Consider the following 13613-nt stretch of genomic DNA (forward strand, 5'->3'; position numbering starts at 1 on the left):
CAAAATCCGCCGAGTCGATGGGCGAACGCGCGATCATCGAACGCGGCATGGAGACGCTCGAAGAGATCGGCAAAGGCGAGTCGACGACGTTCGTGTTGCCCCAGGAGATGACCTCGCTGTTGAGCCGCTACGGCAAACACCTCACCGGCAGCGATACGGCCGCACAGACCGACGTCCTCGAGGGGCTCGATTTCGACGCGGAGACGCGCGAGATGCTCGGCTTGGACGACATCGAGGAGATCCTCGGCCAGATCGACCAGGAGGCCGAGATGGACGTCGAGGAGATGGAGGCCGAGGCCGAGGCGATCAAGACCGGGGCCGACCCCGCCGACATCAGGGGCGCCGACGAGGTCATCGCCGAGATGGACGACGAGATCCCCGAGGCGGACGTCGACGACGCCGACATCGAGTCCGCCGACCGCGAGCCCGAAACCGAGACGAACTGACCGGACCGGCGGTCGCGAACGCGACGAACGCGAGAACGTAACGAACGCGGCCCGTGGGAAGTGTTTTAGCTCTGTCCCCCGTACACACGGCTATGACCGACGGGGGAATCGACGAGGGAAAACGCGCCACGTTGAGACGCTTTGCGGCGCTCGGCGCGGCGACGCCGCTCGTGCGGCTCTCGACCGACGACGCCAGCGAGACCCGCGAGGCGATCGTCGGCTACCTCGCGACGACCCCCGGCGCGCACTTCTCGAAGATCCGCGACGACCTCCAGCTCGGGACCGGCGAGACCCAACACCACCTCCGGAAGCTCGAAGCGGACGGCGCGATCGAACATCGCAAGGACGGCGAGTACAAGCGGTACTTCTCGGCGGGGCGGTTCTCGGCGTTCGAACAGCGGGCGCTGGGATACCTCCGCCGGGAGACGCCGCGGAAAACGCTCATCGCGCTGCTCCGGGACCCCGACGCCTCCGGGGGCGACCTCGCCGAGTTCGCCGGGGTCTCCCGGTCGGCCGTCTCGAAGCACGCCGCGGAACTCGAGTCCGCCGGGGTGCTGTCCCGCAGCGACGGCTACGAGCTCCGCCGCCCCGAGACGCTTTTGACCCTTCTCGTCCGGTACGCGGACTCGTTCGGCCCCGACGCGGTCGCCTTCGCCGGCGACGCCGACGAACTCGTTCGGTACGACGCGTGAGCTACACGGTGACCTTCCAGGTCGTACCCGAGGAGTAGCCCCACTTCTCGACGGAGACGTCGAAATCGCCCTCCCGTATGGCGCTCATGTTGGAGCCGATCTCCTTTGCGGACAGCCCGAGTTCCTCGCCGATGAGCCGGGACTTGAAATACGTCTTCGTCCGGCCCTCCTCGCGGAGGTACCCGAGGATCCGACGCTGTTTGTCGGTGAGGTCCGTCGTCCCTCCCGTGGCCGTCGTGCTCATACCGATCTCTCGGAGCGGCGGCCTAATGGGCGGTTTGGTACGGTCCGAAAACACCGCGCAGTCCTGCGGTTTCGCCCGCTGACAACGGCGCGTGAGGAACGAACACGGTGCGGTTGGTACGGCACGGAAACGACGGGCGGCCGCGCTCGCTGCGGGCCGATCGATCAAAAAAGCGGTCGTGGGCCGTCAGTTATTCCGCGGCGTCGTCCGTCTCGTCGTCGTCCGTCTCGTCGTCGTCTGCCTCGTCGTCGTTCGCTTCCCCGTTGTCCGTCTCGTCGTCGTCCGCTTCGTCGCCGTCCGCGCCGCTCTCCTCGCCGGCCGCCCCGTCACCGAGCAGCTCGCCGAGCGAACCGCCGAGGTCGTCGATCGATCCGTTCAGGAACGAGTCGATCCGGTCGTGGATCTGGCCCACGTGATCGGGAACGGGTGCGGGGAGCCCGCCGTCGGGTCCGACGCTCCGTTCTCCGGCCGGGCCGGCCGACGACGCGTTCCGCTCGGTCCCGCTGTCGGCGTTCTCCGCGTTCGTCTCCGCGTCGACGGGCGTGTCACCCGCTTCGGCGGGCGCGTTCTCGCTCGCCTGATCGGCCGGGGCCGCGGCACCGAGCGCCGCAGCGCCGCCGATCACGAGCGTCGATACCACCGCGATCGTCAGCAGTCGTTTGGCGTTCATCGCGTCTGATCCTGCGACCCGTGGCCACTTAGTGGGGGTACGTAGTGAACTCGGATTCAGGCGTTTGAAGCCGCCTATCGCCGATTTAATCCGAATTAATCCGACTAAACGGGACGATGACCCTGCTCTGCCCGGGCCCCGATATTCCCCCTTCGGTCCGCCTGTCCGCGACCGACTTCGCCGACGGCCGATCGAGCGTCGGCGGATCGCTCCGGGTCGCCGACCGCGGCAACAAACCATTTACTGACCCCTCTCGTTCGACAACCCGTGATTCGGGGCTCCGCACTCGCACTCGCGCTCGTGCTCGCCGTGGTAGCGTGCTCCGCGGCGGCCGGTCTCGTCGGCGCCGATCCCGCCGCGACCGACGGGGTCGCACAGCAAGACATCGACGCCGACGACGTGCTGTTGGCGATCGACGTCGAGGACGACGGGGACGCGGTCTGGACGGTCGAGTACCGGACCCGACTCGAAACCGAGGAGGACGCGGCCGCCTTCGAGGACCTCCGGGGCGACATCGAAAACGGCTCACAGCCCTACGTCGATCGCTTCAGCGACCGGATGAACTCGACCGCCGGAAACGCGGCCAACGTCACCGGACGGGAGATGTCCATCTCCGAGACGCGGATCGAGGCCGAGCGCCGCGACCTCCCGCAGGAGTACGGCGTTGTCACCTACACCTTCCGGTGGTCGAACTTCGCGGCCGTCGAGGGAGACCGACTGCGCGTCGGCGACGCGATCGACGGGCTGTTTCTCGACGAGGAGACGACCCTCCTGATCTCGTGGCCGGACGACACCGAACTCGACGACGCGTCGCCGTCGCCGAGCGAGACCCGCGAGGGCTCCGTCGTGTACTCCGGGACGACGAACTTCGCGGCCGGTGAGCCGCGGATCGAACTCGGACCCCCCGGATCCGCGCCGCCGGCCGGCGTCTCGTCGTCCGCCCGGCTCGTCGCCGTCGGCTCTGCGATCGTCCTCCTGGTCGGCGGTGCCGTCGGCGTCTTCGCCTACCGCCGCCGCCGAGAGAGCGACACGAGCCCGGAGGTCCCCGACCGAGACGACGCGCCGGCGAGCGACCAACCGCCGGCCTCGGACGACGACCGGGACGTGGACCCGGAGCTACTGAGCAACGAAGAGCGGGTCATCCGGCTCATCGAGTCCGAGGACGGTCGGATGAAACAACAGGAGGTCGCCGAGCGGCTCGGGTGGACCGACGCGAAGACCAGCCAGGTCGTCACGAAACTCCGCGAGGAGGGCGACCTCGAAGGGTTCCGGCTGGGGCGCGAAAACGTGCTCTCGCTGCCCGACGACGAGTGAGGATCGCCCGTCGGTCGACGCTCGGAGCTACCGGTACCGGTACCGCACCGATGCGACCCCGAGCAGCGCGGCCGCGGCGACGGCAACCGTGAACCCGGGGGCGTTCTCGGTGCCCTCGTCGGTCGGTCCCTCGCGGGTCCGCTCGGCCGTGAGTTCGAACCCATCGAGGGCGGTCCCGGCGTCCCACGTTGCGACCGACCCATCGCCCGCCGTCGGCGTCGGCGTCGCGGCGGTTATCTCGTACCCGTCGGGCGCCGATACGGCGAGCGGCCGGTCGGTCGAAAACCCGCTCGTGAAGGGCTCGGTCACCGTCAACGTCCCGCCGTCGACGGCCGCGAGCCCCCGCCAGCGGACCGAGAGGGCCACGAGACCGATCCCCTCGTCGCGCTCGAACCCGATCGCGGCGTTGCGGACCGACATCTTCCGGCCGGTCCGCGCCGCGCTCCGCTCGGCGACGGTCCGCATCCGGCTCTCGAAGCGATCGGCGAACTCGGCCCCGACGGTCTCGTTGCGCGAGAGCGCCTCGAAGGCCCCCGTCTCCTCGTCGTCGCTCAGGTCGTACGCGTACGTCACCGACACGTCGGCGTTCCCGTCTGCGTCGATCTCGACGCGAAACCCTTCCCCCTCCCCGCCCGACTGCGCCGCGGCGGGCGCCGCGACTAAGCCCGAGATCAACGCGAGACAGCAGACGACGCCGACCGCCCGCCTCGTCGCTCGGTTCACGCTCACCGTCCGCCGTAGCCGCCGTCGTCGGTGCCGCCCTCCGAGCCGCCGGCCTCGCCGCCGCCACCGCCGTCGCCCGCGTCGGTGGTGCCGCTCTCGTCGGTGTCGCCGTCGGTGTCCTCTGACGCGGCGGTCTCCTCGCGCTCGCCGGAGTCCGCGGTGTCGGTCCCGTCCGTCCCCGTCCCGTTCTCGGCGCCGTCCGGTCGCTGATCGGAGACGGTGCCGTTTTCGGCCTCTGCTCTATCGTCCGTCTCCGCCGTGGCGTTATCGGCCCCTCGGTCGGCCGCTCCCGGCGCGGGCTCCGGGAGGCTGCCGCGGTTCGGTCCCGCGATGCTGCGGGCGATCTCGGAGACCTCGGGGCCGCTCAGATCGCTCGCGTTCTGCCGCAGCGTCTCGATCGAGCTGACGTTGACGCCGTTCGCCTCAAGGACGTCGTCGGGTATCTCGGCGGCGGCGGCCTCACTGCGGTTCAACTGGCGCTGGGCGTTGTCGCTCTCGGTGACGACGCGAGCCATGCGCGCCCGGTACTCACCCTGCGTGATCTCGCCGTTGGCCCGCTGGGTTTCGAGTCTGTCCCGGCGCTCCTCGAGTTCCGCGAGTCGCGTCTCGGTGTCGTTCAGTCGACTCGCGATCTCGCTCGCCCGGGTCGCGTTTCCGTCCGCCCGCTGTAGGGCGATCTCGAACGCGTTGTCGTCCAGTTCGCCGTCGAACTCCGCCTCCCCGACGCCGACGACCCCGGAGAGCTGTTCGCCGGGGCTCGTCTCGTCGGTCGTCGGCTCCTCCTGTGCGACCGCGCCGGCCGCGCCGGCGGCGATCAGCGCCGCGGTCACACACAGGACCGCGAGCAGTCTGGTTCGTCTCATCACGCCTCGCCGTACGACCCGTACCGGTATATAAATCCCAGACCGTCCCCCCGGATACGCCCGGTTCAACCCCGATCAAACCGGATTAACGGCGCGACGCGGCGGGGATCCGCCAGAATGCGCCCCCGAGAGCGTAAACGGTCGAAGGGTTTTAGTATGACCTCGGGACGCCGGGCGACAGCCCGGGTCGCGCTCCGTTTTTTACCGAACCGACCGCGCCCGCGACACCCCTCCGTCGGCGCTACTCGATGATCTCGCCGACCGCGAAGTTGGATTTGACCTCCGACACCTCGATCTTGACGCGCTCGCCGACCTCGGCTCCCGGGACGATGATCACGTACCCGCGCTCGACCCTGGCGATCCCATCGCCCTGCTTCCCGAGGTCCTCGATCTCGACGTACCTGATCTCGCCCGCCTCCACCGGTGGTTGGGGCTCGCCCGAGGGCTCGGCGTCTTGGCTCGCCGTCCCGGTCGCCGTCGGTCCGCCTCCGCTTATGAGCGCGACCCGGTAGGTCTCGCCCGCGTCGATGGCCCCCGTCTCGATCTCGCGGCGGGGTATCTCGATCGTGTAGCGGTCCTCGGCCGTCTCGACCTCGGCGCTGAACAGACACAGGAGTTTCTCGGAGATTTCCATAGAGCTACGCTTCTGTTATAACACGCTCGCGTATAGAAGCTATCGACTATCGCCCCGCGGCCGCCCCGCTCACACCGGATCGCACCGAAGACGGGGCGCCGCCGGGTCCGGTCCCCTCGACGCCGGCGGCTACCGGTCGGAATCTCCGGATACGGCGGTCCCGTCCGGCCGCTTTTGACCCTCCGAGTCGTGCACCACGACGCCGCTTGCGTCCGTCGGTTCGTAGCTGTCGCGGACCCCGATCGCCTCCTCGAGTTCCCTGACGGTCCGCTCTTTGAGCGCCGCCGCCAGTTCTCTCGCCTCCGCCCGCGAGATGTCGCGCCCGAGGCCCTCGCACTCGTGTGCCCTGACGTCGCCCCGTCGGTCCACCACCCCGCCGCCCATCGGATCGGGGGCCTCCGAGTCGTCCCCGACAGCGTCGAGCGGGCCGATCGAGAAGGGGTACGTCCGACAGATGAGCGGGCGGTCCTCGTGGACGGTACAGGCCCCGGTTCCGTCGTCGGCCTCGTCGTAGAACGCACAGTCGCCGCAGGCGTCCGTCTGGAGCGCCCACTCGAAGGTCTCGCCGCTCGCCGCCCCGATCCCGTCCTCAAGACCGTACGGCATCGGTCTGGCGACGTCCTGCCAGTCGTAGGCCCCCTCGTCGGCCGCCGCCACCTGTACCGTTCGGATCTCGTCGGGGAACACCGTCGCCGTGTGGGGCTCCGTCTCCCCCGAGGGAGCCGTCTCCGCCGTGCAACACTCCCCACAGCGGGTGCACTCGAAGCCGATCGATTCGATCGCGTCGGCGATACCCTCGACGGACAGCGAGCGCGCCCGCTCGAGTTCGACTTCCAGACCTCCCATACCCGATACACCCGCCTCTCGGGTATAACGCCTGCGACCGGACCCGGGACCGAATCCGCGCTCAGACGCCGCGGTACTGCCCGTGTTTCATGCCCAGCGCGAACGCGACGAGTCCGAAGACGACCATCGACGGCGCGACCATCATCAGGACCGTTCCGGGCCCCATGACCCCGCTGCCGGCGAGGCCGGCCACGCCGATCGCGACGATCACGAGCAACGCACCGAGAGAGACCGGGAGGGTGAATTCCATGTGCGCACTTCGCGCCGGGGGCGCATAACTCTTTGAGGTTCGACCCACCGGCGCCCCCCGACCGCCCCGGCGGTCCGGTCACACGATCGGCTCGAGCAGCGCGACGCCGGCGGCGAGCAGCTCCTCGAGGCGACCCTCGGTTCCGGCCTCCGCGTACACCCGGAGCTTCGGCTCCGTCCCGCTCGGACGGATCAACAGCCACGACCCGTCGCTCAAAAACAGTTTGAAGCCGTCCGTCCGCCCGACCCGATCGATCTCGGTTCCGGCGATCGACTCCGGGAGCGCCTCGGAGAGTTCCTCTACGACCGCCGCCTTTCTGTCGTCGGGACACCCGACGCTCCGGCGGTCCTGGACGATGTCGCCGTGTTCCTCCCGGAGCCGATCCAGCCGCTCGTCGAGGGGCTCCTCGGCGTGGGCGGCCGCCGCGGCGAGCGCGAGGAGCACGCCGTCCTTGTTCCGGAGGTGACCGGTGAACCCGAACCCGCCCGACTCCTCGCCGCCGACGAGGGCGTCGCGGTCGGCCATCGCCTCGGCGACCCATTTGAACCCGACCGGCGTCTCGTGGGCCGCGTGGCCGTGTGCGGCCGCGATCCGGTCGATGAGAAACGTCGTCGAGACCGTCCGCACCGCGTCGCCGCCCCGGTCTCGGTCTCGGTCCCGGCGCTCGAGGCGGGCGTCGTACAGCGCCGCGAACAGCCAGTTCGGGTCCACGACGCCGCGCGCCGGGGTGACGACGGCGAGCCGGTCGGCGTCGCCGTCGTTCGCGATCCCGAGGTCGAACGCGCCGCTGCGGACCGTCCGGACCAACTCGGCGAGCGCGTCTGCGGTCGGTTCCGGGGCGGTGCCGCCGAAGGTCGGGTCCGCTCTCCCCCGACGCGTTTCGACGGTCGCGCCGGCCCGTCCGAGCAGCTCGTCCGTGACGCCGCGGCCGCTGCCGTGCATCGCGTCGTAGGCGATCCGCTGTCCGTCGAGGTCGCCCCCGACGAACGACAGCGCGTGCTCGAGGTACGGTCCGACGAGATCGGTCTCCTCGACCGTGCCCCACCGCGCCCGCTCCAGCGGCTCGGGCGGTTTCAGTTCGGCCGCTAGCCGGTCCGTGACCGCCGGCAGCGCGGGGGCCCCGTCGCTGGGGATGAACTTGATGCCGTTGTCCGTCGGCGGGTTGTGACTCGCCGTCACCTGCAGGGCGCCGGCCAACCCCCGATCGACGACCGTCCAGGCCACCACCGGCGTCGGCGCGTCCCGCGGCGGCAACACCACGTCGTACCCGCCGGCACAGAGGACGCGACAGAGCTCCTCGGCCGCCGGGCGGGAGTCCTCCCGGGGGTCGTACCCGACCGCGATTGCGCCGTCGGCGCCGTCCGCCCGGAGGTAATCCACGACGGCCTGCCCGACGGCCCGTACCCGCGGCGCGGTGAACGCCGCCGTCGTCGTCCGCCAGCCGTCGGTGCCGAACTCGATGTCCATACCGGCCGCTGTGCGGGCGCGGACAAAACACTACTGACGGCGGACGGCTCCCCGACGTCAGGCCAACAGCGCCGCCGCCTCCTCGTCGTTTCTCAGTTCGCCCCGGAGCTCGTCGGCGTTGACGTCGAGGCGGTACTTCGGCCGGCCTTTCCCGACCGGGGACCTGCTATCCGGGCGGTCTTCGGCTATGAGGTCCGTCCCGACGAGGCCGTTGAGCGCGCGCGTGATGTCGGCCTCCGAGACGCTCCGCAGCGCCGCGTCCTCGCTGTGCTCTAAGAGCGCCTTCGCCCGCTCTCGGATCTCGGCCGAATCGACCGGCGTTCGGTCGTCCGCTGTCAGATCGACGAGACAGCAGAGCACGATCCGCTGTACGAACGTCGTCGACTCGGAGTCGTACATAGGGAAGCTAACACACCCGCGAGGAATAAACCTAGCCACCCCGAGACGCCGCCCACACCAAAGAGCTATGCGTCGGACCGACCCACCTCCGGACATGTCAGGACGCGCGGGCTCCGAGTGCCCCGAGTGCGGCGGCCGGTTGCGATCCGAGGACGGCGGCATGACCTACCGCTGTCGGGACTGCGACACCGAGTTCGACTCCGCCGACGTGTTCTTGCTCTGAGCGGTGCCCCCCGTCGGTCGGCGGTCGTCGGTCTCGATCACCGCTCGACGACGAGCAGCGCGACCCGCTCCAACACGAGCGCCTCGATCCCGGCGCCGGTCGCGTCGAGTTCGGCCGCCCCGATGTCGTAAAACGACCTGACGCGGTCGTCGTCGTACGATCCGAGCGTCTCCGCCCGAACGAGTCGCTCCCCGATCGCCTCGGCCGCCGCCCGCTCTCTCCGCTCGCTCTCCTCGTCGTCGGCCTCCGAGTTCGCCCCGTCGACCGCGACGACGACCGGCGTCTCGCCCGCCGAAACGCCCATCTCTAACGCCCGATCGATCTGTCGCCGCCCGGCGGCGTACAGCGTCATCTCGATGCCGCGATCGCGGGCGATCCCCGCTCCTCTGTCGCGCTCCCTGTCGGCCAACTCTAGGGCGCGCTCGAGGTGGCGCTCGGAGACCACGTACCGCGCGTCGAACGCCTGGGCGGTCACTCCGTGTGCGTCGCTGACTTCCTCGAGCACCCCGAGAAAGGAGCCGACGTCGGGAAAGCGCTCGCTGCCGATCTCCACGCTCGCCTCGACGAGTCTCACGCCGGAGCACCGCCCATCAGAAATCACCGAGGCTCGATTGGTCCTCGCCGTCGGTCGTCTCGCCCGCGGTTGCCTCCGGCGTCGCCGAGGCGTCCGGGGTGACGCCCTCCATCGTCGGGTCGCGGTGTCCGGCGGCTTCTAAGACGTTTTCGGCGGTCTTTTCGCGTCCGTCGAGCGCGCCCAACACGACCGCCTTCTCGGCGTTCCGGAGTTCGGCCCGCGTCTCGATGCCGGCGTCGTAGAGCCGTCTGGCCCGCTTTCGCCCGACGCCGCGGACGCCCGCGAGGTCGATGAGCTCCTCGCCGACGCCGTGCTCGACGCGCTTTCTCGCCTCCCGGATCGCGCCGACGCTGTCGAGGCCCAACTCCTCGGCGAGGGACTCGGCGGCGCCGAGTAGCCACTCGGCGGTGTCGACCTTCCCGCGGATGTCGCCCGGACCGACGCCGTAGCGCTCGGCGATCTCGTCCTCGTCGGTCTCGCTCGCCCACTCTTCGAGCATCCGGGCCGTCTTCAGCGCCGCCAGCCAGTCCTCGAAGCGCTCCTCTTCGAACTCGCTCGGCACCGCCCCGAGGAACTCCGATTCCCGCTCGTAGACGGCCATGGTGTACTCCTCCGTGTCCCCCGACCGGAGGTAGAGCTCGTACATGTCCGGCGTCCGGGACACGAGGTGATACAGCCCGAGGGCGGTCGGATCGTCCGCCCCCTCGATCCCGTCGACGATCTCCGCGGCGCTCATCGGGTCGAGGTAGAGCCGCGAGACGGTGTGGCCGAGGTTCGTCGCCTCGATCGTCCCGCCGCGGTCGAGAAACCCGTTGTGATCGAGGTACTCGAGGGTCGAATCGACGACCGCCTCCAAGTTGTCGGTCCCGTCGCCGCGGCGGTACTGCGTCGCGTAGAGCGTCCGGTCGAGAAACTCAAGCAGAGCCGCCCGCGAGTCGGCGAACCCGGAGGCGATCGTCGCCAGCAGGTGCGTCCGCATCGACGGTTCGCGGGCGAGTTTCGACTCGACGGGCTCGGGGTCGGCCCAGACGTACCGATCGAGGAGTTCGTCGAGTTCGTCGTGGCTCTTGGCCAACAGCAGCGCCTCGCCGTAGGGGTCCCGCCCCGGACGGCCCGCCCGCCCCATCATCTGGTGGACCTCCAGCACGGAGAGGGGCTTCATCCCGCCGACGTCCCCCGAGTAGCGCCGCCAGTCGCGGACGACCACCCGCCGCGAGGGGGTGTTCACGCCCGCGGCGAGCGTCGGCGTCGCGGCGACGACTTTGATCAGACGGTCCCGAAAGGCGTCCTCGATCAGCGACCGGTGCTCGCCGGAGCACCCGGCGTGATGAAACGCCGCGCCCCGCTCGACGCAGGCGGCGAGGTCCTCGCTCGTCTCCGTATCGGAGACCCCGCGGATCTCCTCGGCCAACGCCCCGAGTCGGTCGCGTTCGTCGGCCTCGAGACCCTCCGCCGTCGTGTTCGCGAGCCGCTTTGCCGCCCCCTCCGCGTTCCGCCTGGAGTTGACGAACACGAGCGTCGATCCGCCCTCGGCGAGCGTGTCCCTGACGATGGCCTCGGTCGGCTTCTCGCTCGACTCGACGCGGAGCTCGTCCCGCGACCCGTCGCCGAAGTGCAGCGCCTGTCCGTAGTGGACGCCCTTGCGGAGCTCGATCGGCCGCCACGAGGAGTCGACGAGGTCGGCCTCGAGCCACGCCGCCAACTCGTCGGCGTTGCCGACGGTCGCAGAGAGCGCGACGATCTGGAGGTTCGGGTTGATCCGGCGGAGCTTTGCGAGCGTCACCTCGAGGGTCGGCCCGCGGTTCGGATCGTCGACGAGATGGACCTCGTCGGAGACCACGCAATCGAGGTCGTCGACCCACGGCGCGCCGTTTCTGACGAGCGAGTCGACCTTCTCGCTCGTGGCGACGATGACGTCCTTGCCGGCGAGCCACTCCCCGGTGTCCTCGTAGTTGCCGGTCGCGACGCCGACGGAGACGCCGTAGGACTCGAACGCCGAGAACTCCTCGCGTTTCTCGCTCGCGAGCGCCCGTAGCGGGACGATGTACAGCGCCTTCCCGCCGCGGTCGACGGCCGCGAGCATCGCGAGTTGCGCGATCAGGGTCTTGCCGCTCGCGGTCGGGACCGAGGCGACGAGGCTCTCGCCGTCGGCGACGCCGGCCTCGACGGCCTCGGCCTGCGGCGGGTACAGCGACTCGATCCCGTCCTCGTGGAGGTGCTCGGAGAACCACGGCGGCACGCCGGAGACGTCGGCAACGTCCATTGGCGTCCGGTTGTGCGTCGTCGAATGTAAATGATCGTATCGCCGCCGCCCGATCGCGACGGTCGCGTCCGCGCTCGCGCCCACGTTCGCGCTCACGCCCGCGTGTCAGCGATCGAGTCGGCCCGAACGGTTTTTTTACCCCAGCGGAAAGACCGAGCAATGAGCGCTGACCTCCGCGAGCAAACGCCCGACACCGAGCGGATCTCCGTCCTCCACGTGGACGACGATCCGTCGGTGCTGGAGCTGACGTCTGCCTTTCTCGACCGGGAACTGGACGCGGTCTCGGTGGCGACCGCGAACCGCCCGGAGGAGGCCCTCGAGCGGCTCGGTTCGGGCGGCTTCGACTGTATCATCAGCGACTACGACATGCCCGGGCGAAACGGACTCGAGTTCTTCGAGGCGGTCCGCGAGGAGCACCCGCTCGTTCCCTTCGTCCTCTACACCGGCAAGGGCAGCGAGGAGATCGCCAGCAAGGCGGTCAACGCCGGCGTCACAGGGTACTTCCAGAAGGGCGGTCCGGATCAACAGCGCCGCCTCGCGAACCGCGTCGAGCAGGCCGCGGCGGAGTACCACACGAAGATCGAGGCCGACCGCTACTCGACGGTCCTCCGGGCGCTTCAGTACCCGATCTACGTCGTCGACGAGACGGGGGCGTTCTCCTACGTCAACGACGCCTTCCTCGAGATGACCGGCCACGACCGCGAAGAGATCATCGGCGCCGGGACCGACATCATCAAAGACGCCGAGGCCGTCGCCGAGGCCGAGGAGCAACTCGGATCGATCCTCTCCGATGCGGGCCCCGACACCGCGCAGTTCCCGGTCGACATCTACCCCAAGGAGGGCGACCCGATCCCGTGTCGGGACCACATGGGCGTGTTGCCCTACGAGGGCGAGGAGTTCCGCGGGTCGGTCGGCATCCTGCGGGACGTCTCCGACCAGAAGCGCCGCCAGCGGGAACTCGAACGCCGGACGCGGGCGATGGACGAGGCCCCCATCGGGATCACGATAAGCGATCCCGACCGCCCGGACAACCCGATGATCTACGTCAACGACCGCTTCGTCGAGAAGACCGGCTACGAGCGCGCCGAGGCCATCGGCCGGAACTGCCGGTTTTTGCAGGGCCCCGACACGCGCGAAGAACCCGTGGCCGAACTCCGGCGGGCGATCGACGCCGACGAGGCGACGACCGTCGAACTCCGGAACTACCGCAAGAACGGCGAGATGTTCTGGAACCGGGTCACCGTCAGCCCCCTGACCGACGGCTCCGGCGAAACCACGTACTGGGTCGGCTTCCAGGAGGAGATCACCGACCTGAAGCAGCGCGAACGGGAACTCGAACGGCAAAACGAGCGGCTCGAACGGTTCGCCGGCATCGTCTCTCACGACCTCCGGTCGCCGATGAGCGTCGCGACGGGGCGCATCGAACTCGCGAAGTCGGGCGCCGACCCGGAGGCCGCGGACAGCCTCGACGACGCGCTCGACGCGCTCGATCGCATGGGGACGATCGTCGAGGACACGCTCACGCTGGCCCGGCAGGGCGATACGGTCGGCGACATGGAGCCCGTCTCCATCGCGTCCGTCGCCGAGCAGTCTTGGCGGACGACGGAGACCGCCGAAGCGACGCTTGAGGTGGCCTCGGACGCCGAGGTCTGCGCCGACGCCGACCGCCTGGGCGTCATCCTTCAGAACCTCCTCGGAAACGCCGCAAAGCACGCCGGCCCGGAGGCCCGCGTCCGCCTCGGCGTCACGGAGGCGGGATTCTACGTCGAGGACGACGGCCCCGGGGTCCCCGAAGACGAGCGGGCGGCGGTCTTCGAACCCGGACACACCACCGACGACAGCGGCACCGGGTTCGGCCTCGCGATCGTCGAGGAGACCGTCGAGGCCCACGGGTGGTCGATCGGGGTCTCGGACGGCGACCTCGGCGGGGCGCGCTTCGAGATCACCGGCGTCGAGACGATCGGGTAACTACTGCCCGCCACACCTTTGACCGTGAGCGACGAAC

The 13613-nt window shown here is 69.7% G+C and carries 15 protein-coding genes and 1 pseudogene; 5 read left to right on the forward strand and 11 right to left on the reverse strand.

What is annotated here, in order from left to right:
- Window positions 1-446, forward strand: a pseudogene (locus Q0916_RS08065) (phosphoesterase); the annotation flags it as partial.
- Between the two features lie 92 nt (window positions 447-538).
- Complete coding sequence (locus Q0916_RS08070) at window positions 539-1138, forward strand: winged helix-turn-helix transcriptional regulator (RefSeq protein WP_299236436.1); 600 nt, start codon at window positions 539-541, stop codon at window positions 1136-1138.
- A gap of 1 nt (window position 1139) precedes the next feature.
- Here the strand turns inward: Q0916_RS08070 and Q0916_RS08075 are convergent, their stop codons facing one another.
- Both Q0916_RS08075 and Q0916_RS08080 read right to left on the reverse strand, forming a co-directional pair.
- Complete coding sequence (locus tag Q0916_RS08075; protein ID WP_299236437.1) at window positions 1140-1382, reverse strand: DUF7123 family protein; 243 nt, start codon at window positions 1380-1382, stop codon at window positions 1140-1142.
- Between the two features lie 190 nt (window positions 1383-1572).
- Window positions 1573-2052, reverse strand: coding sequence for a hypothetical protein (locus Q0916_RS08080; protein WP_299236439.1), 480 nt, complete (start codon window positions 2050-2052; stop codon window positions 1573-1575).
- A 267-nt stretch (window positions 2053-2319) separates the two neighbouring features.
- On the opposite strand from Q0916_RS08080, the gene Q0916_RS08085 reads away from it, so the two are divergent.
- Window positions 2320-3366, forward strand: coding sequence for a helix-turn-helix transcriptional regulator (locus Q0916_RS08085; RefSeq protein ID WP_299236441.1), 1047 nt, complete (start codon window positions 2320-2322; stop codon window positions 3364-3366).
- Between the two features lie 27 nt (window positions 3367-3393).
- Here the strand turns inward: Q0916_RS08085 and Q0916_RS08090 are convergent, their stop codons facing one another.
- From Q0916_RS08090 to Q0916_RS08120, 7 genes are all read right to left on the reverse strand, one after another.
- Window positions 3394-4089 (reverse strand): DUF7345 domain-containing protein, encoded by a 696-nt coding sequence (locus Q0916_RS08090; RefSeq protein WP_299236442.1) that lies wholly within the window; start codon window positions 4087-4089, stop codon window positions 3394-3396.
- Window positions 4090-4091: 2 nt separating this feature from the next.
- The gene (locus Q0916_RS08095; RefSeq protein ID WP_299236444.1) at window positions 4092-4952 is read right to left on the reverse strand and encodes a DUF7096 domain-containing protein; all 861 of its coding nucleotides are present in this window, start codon (window positions 4950-4952) and stop codon (window positions 4092-4094) included.
- Between the two features lie 241 nt (window positions 4953-5193).
- Window positions 5194-5586 carry a TRAM domain-containing protein gene (locus Q0916_RS08100; RefSeq protein ID WP_299236445.1) on the reverse strand — a complete coding sequence of 131 codons (393 nt, stop codon included), beginning with the start codon at window positions 5584-5586 and terminating at the stop codon, window positions 5194-5196.
- 129 nt (window positions 5587-5715) lie between these two features.
- Window positions 5716-6432, reverse strand: a complete 717-nt coding sequence (locus tag Q0916_RS08105; RefSeq protein WP_299236447.1) for a YkgJ family cysteine cluster protein — start codon at window positions 6430-6432, stop codon at window positions 5716-5718.
- A gap of 61 nt (window positions 6433-6493) precedes the next feature.
- A complete protein-coding gene (locus tag Q0916_RS08110) occupies window positions 6494-6682 on the reverse strand; it encodes a DUF7333 family protein (RefSeq protein ID WP_299236449.1) in 189 nt (62 codons plus the stop codon).
- Between the two features lie 78 nt (window positions 6683-6760).
- Window positions 6761-8149 (reverse strand): phosphoglucomutase/phosphomannomutase family protein, encoded by a 1389-nt coding sequence (locus Q0916_RS08115; protein WP_299236450.1) that lies wholly within the window; start codon window positions 8147-8149, stop codon window positions 6761-6763.
- A 57-nt stretch (window positions 8150-8206) separates the two neighbouring features.
- Window positions 8207-8548, reverse strand: a complete 342-nt coding sequence (locus tag Q0916_RS08120; RefSeq protein WP_299236452.1) for a hypothetical protein — start codon at window positions 8546-8548, stop codon at window positions 8207-8209.
- Window positions 8549-8642: 94 nt separating this feature from the next.
- On the opposite strand from Q0916_RS08120, the gene Q0916_RS08125 reads away from it, so the two are divergent.
- The gene (locus Q0916_RS08125) at window positions 8643-8771 is read left to right on the forward strand and encodes a hypothetical protein (RefSeq protein WP_299236454.1); all 129 of its coding nucleotides are present in this window, start codon (window positions 8643-8645) and stop codon (window positions 8769-8771) included.
- Between the two features lie 37 nt (window positions 8772-8808).
- On the opposite strand, the gene cgi121 is transcribed toward Q0916_RS08125, so the two are convergent.
- Both cgi121 and Q0916_RS08135 read right to left on the reverse strand, forming a co-directional pair.
- Complete coding sequence (gene cgi121, locus Q0916_RS08130; protein ID WP_299236455.1) at window positions 8809-9345, reverse strand: KEOPS complex subunit Cgi121; 537 nt, start codon at window positions 9343-9345, stop codon at window positions 8809-8811.
- A 16-nt stretch (window positions 9346-9361) separates the two neighbouring features.
- Window positions 9362-11608 carry an ATP-dependent DNA helicase gene (locus tag Q0916_RS08135; protein ID WP_299236457.1) on the reverse strand — a complete coding sequence of 749 codons (2247 nt, stop codon included), beginning with the start codon at window positions 11606-11608 and terminating at the stop codon, window positions 9362-9364.
- A gap of 159 nt (window positions 11609-11767) precedes the next feature.
- Between Q0916_RS08135 and Q0916_RS08140 the strand changes: the two genes are divergently transcribed.
- Window positions 11768-13576, forward strand: a complete 1809-nt coding sequence (locus Q0916_RS08140; RefSeq protein WP_299236459.1) for a PAS domain S-box protein — start codon at window positions 11768-11770, stop codon at window positions 13574-13576.
- Window positions 13577-13613: the final 37 nt, after the last annotated feature.

It is taken from the genome of Natronomonas sp. (genome assembly GCF_028274965.1).
In the GTDB taxonomy this organism is placed as follows: Archaea; Halobacteriota; Halobacteria; order Halobacteriales; family Haloarculaceae; genus Natronomonas.

Bases quoted from the DNA above. Each gene is read 5' to 3' on its own strand.
- Q0916_RS08070 (WP_299236436.1), top strand. From the start codon at position 539: ATGACCGACGGGGGAATCGACGAGGGAAAACGCGCCACGTTGAGACGC.
- Q0916_RS08075 (WP_299236437.1), bottom strand. From the start codon at position 1,382: ATGAGCACGACGGCCACGGGAGGGACGACGGACCTCACCGACAAACAG.
- Q0916_RS08080 (WP_299236439.1), bottom strand. From the start codon at position 2,052: ATGAACGCCAAACGACTGCTGACGATCGCGGTGGTATCGACGCTCGTG.
- Q0916_RS08095 (WP_299236444.1), bottom strand. From the start codon at position 4,952: ATGAGACGAACCAGACTGCTCGCGGTCCTGTGTGTGACCGCGGCGCTG.
- Q0916_RS08100 (WP_299236445.1), bottom strand. From the start codon at position 5,586: ATGGAAATCTCCGAGAAACTCCTGTGTCTGTTCAGCGCCGAGGTCGAG.
- Q0916_RS08105 (WP_299236447.1), bottom strand. From the start codon at position 6,432: ATGGGAGGTCTGGAAGTCGAACTCGAGCGGGCGCGCTCGCTGTCCGTC.
- Q0916_RS08110 (WP_299236449.1), bottom strand. From the start codon at position 6,682: ATGGAATTCACCCTCCCGGTCTCTCTCGGTGCGTTGCTCGTGATCGTC.
- Q0916_RS08115 (WP_299236450.1), bottom strand. From the start codon at position 8,149: ATGGACATCGAGTTCGGCACCGACGGCTGGCGGACGACGACGGCGGCG.
- Q0916_RS08120 (WP_299236452.1), bottom strand. From the start codon at position 8,548: ATGTACGACTCCGAGTCGACGACGTTCGTACAGCGGATCGTGCTCTGC.
- Q0916_RS08125 (WP_299236454.1), top strand. From the start codon at position 8,643: ATGTCAGGACGCGCGGGCTCCGAGTGCCCCGAGTGCGGCGGCCGGTTG.
- Q0916_RS08135 (WP_299236457.1), bottom strand. From the start codon at position 11,608: ATGGACGTTGCCGACGTCTCCGGCGTGCCGCCGTGGTTCTCCGAGCAC.
- Q0916_RS08140 (WP_299236459.1), top strand. From the start codon at position 11,768: ATGAGCGCTGACCTCCGCGAGCAAACGCCCGACACCGAGCGGATCTCC.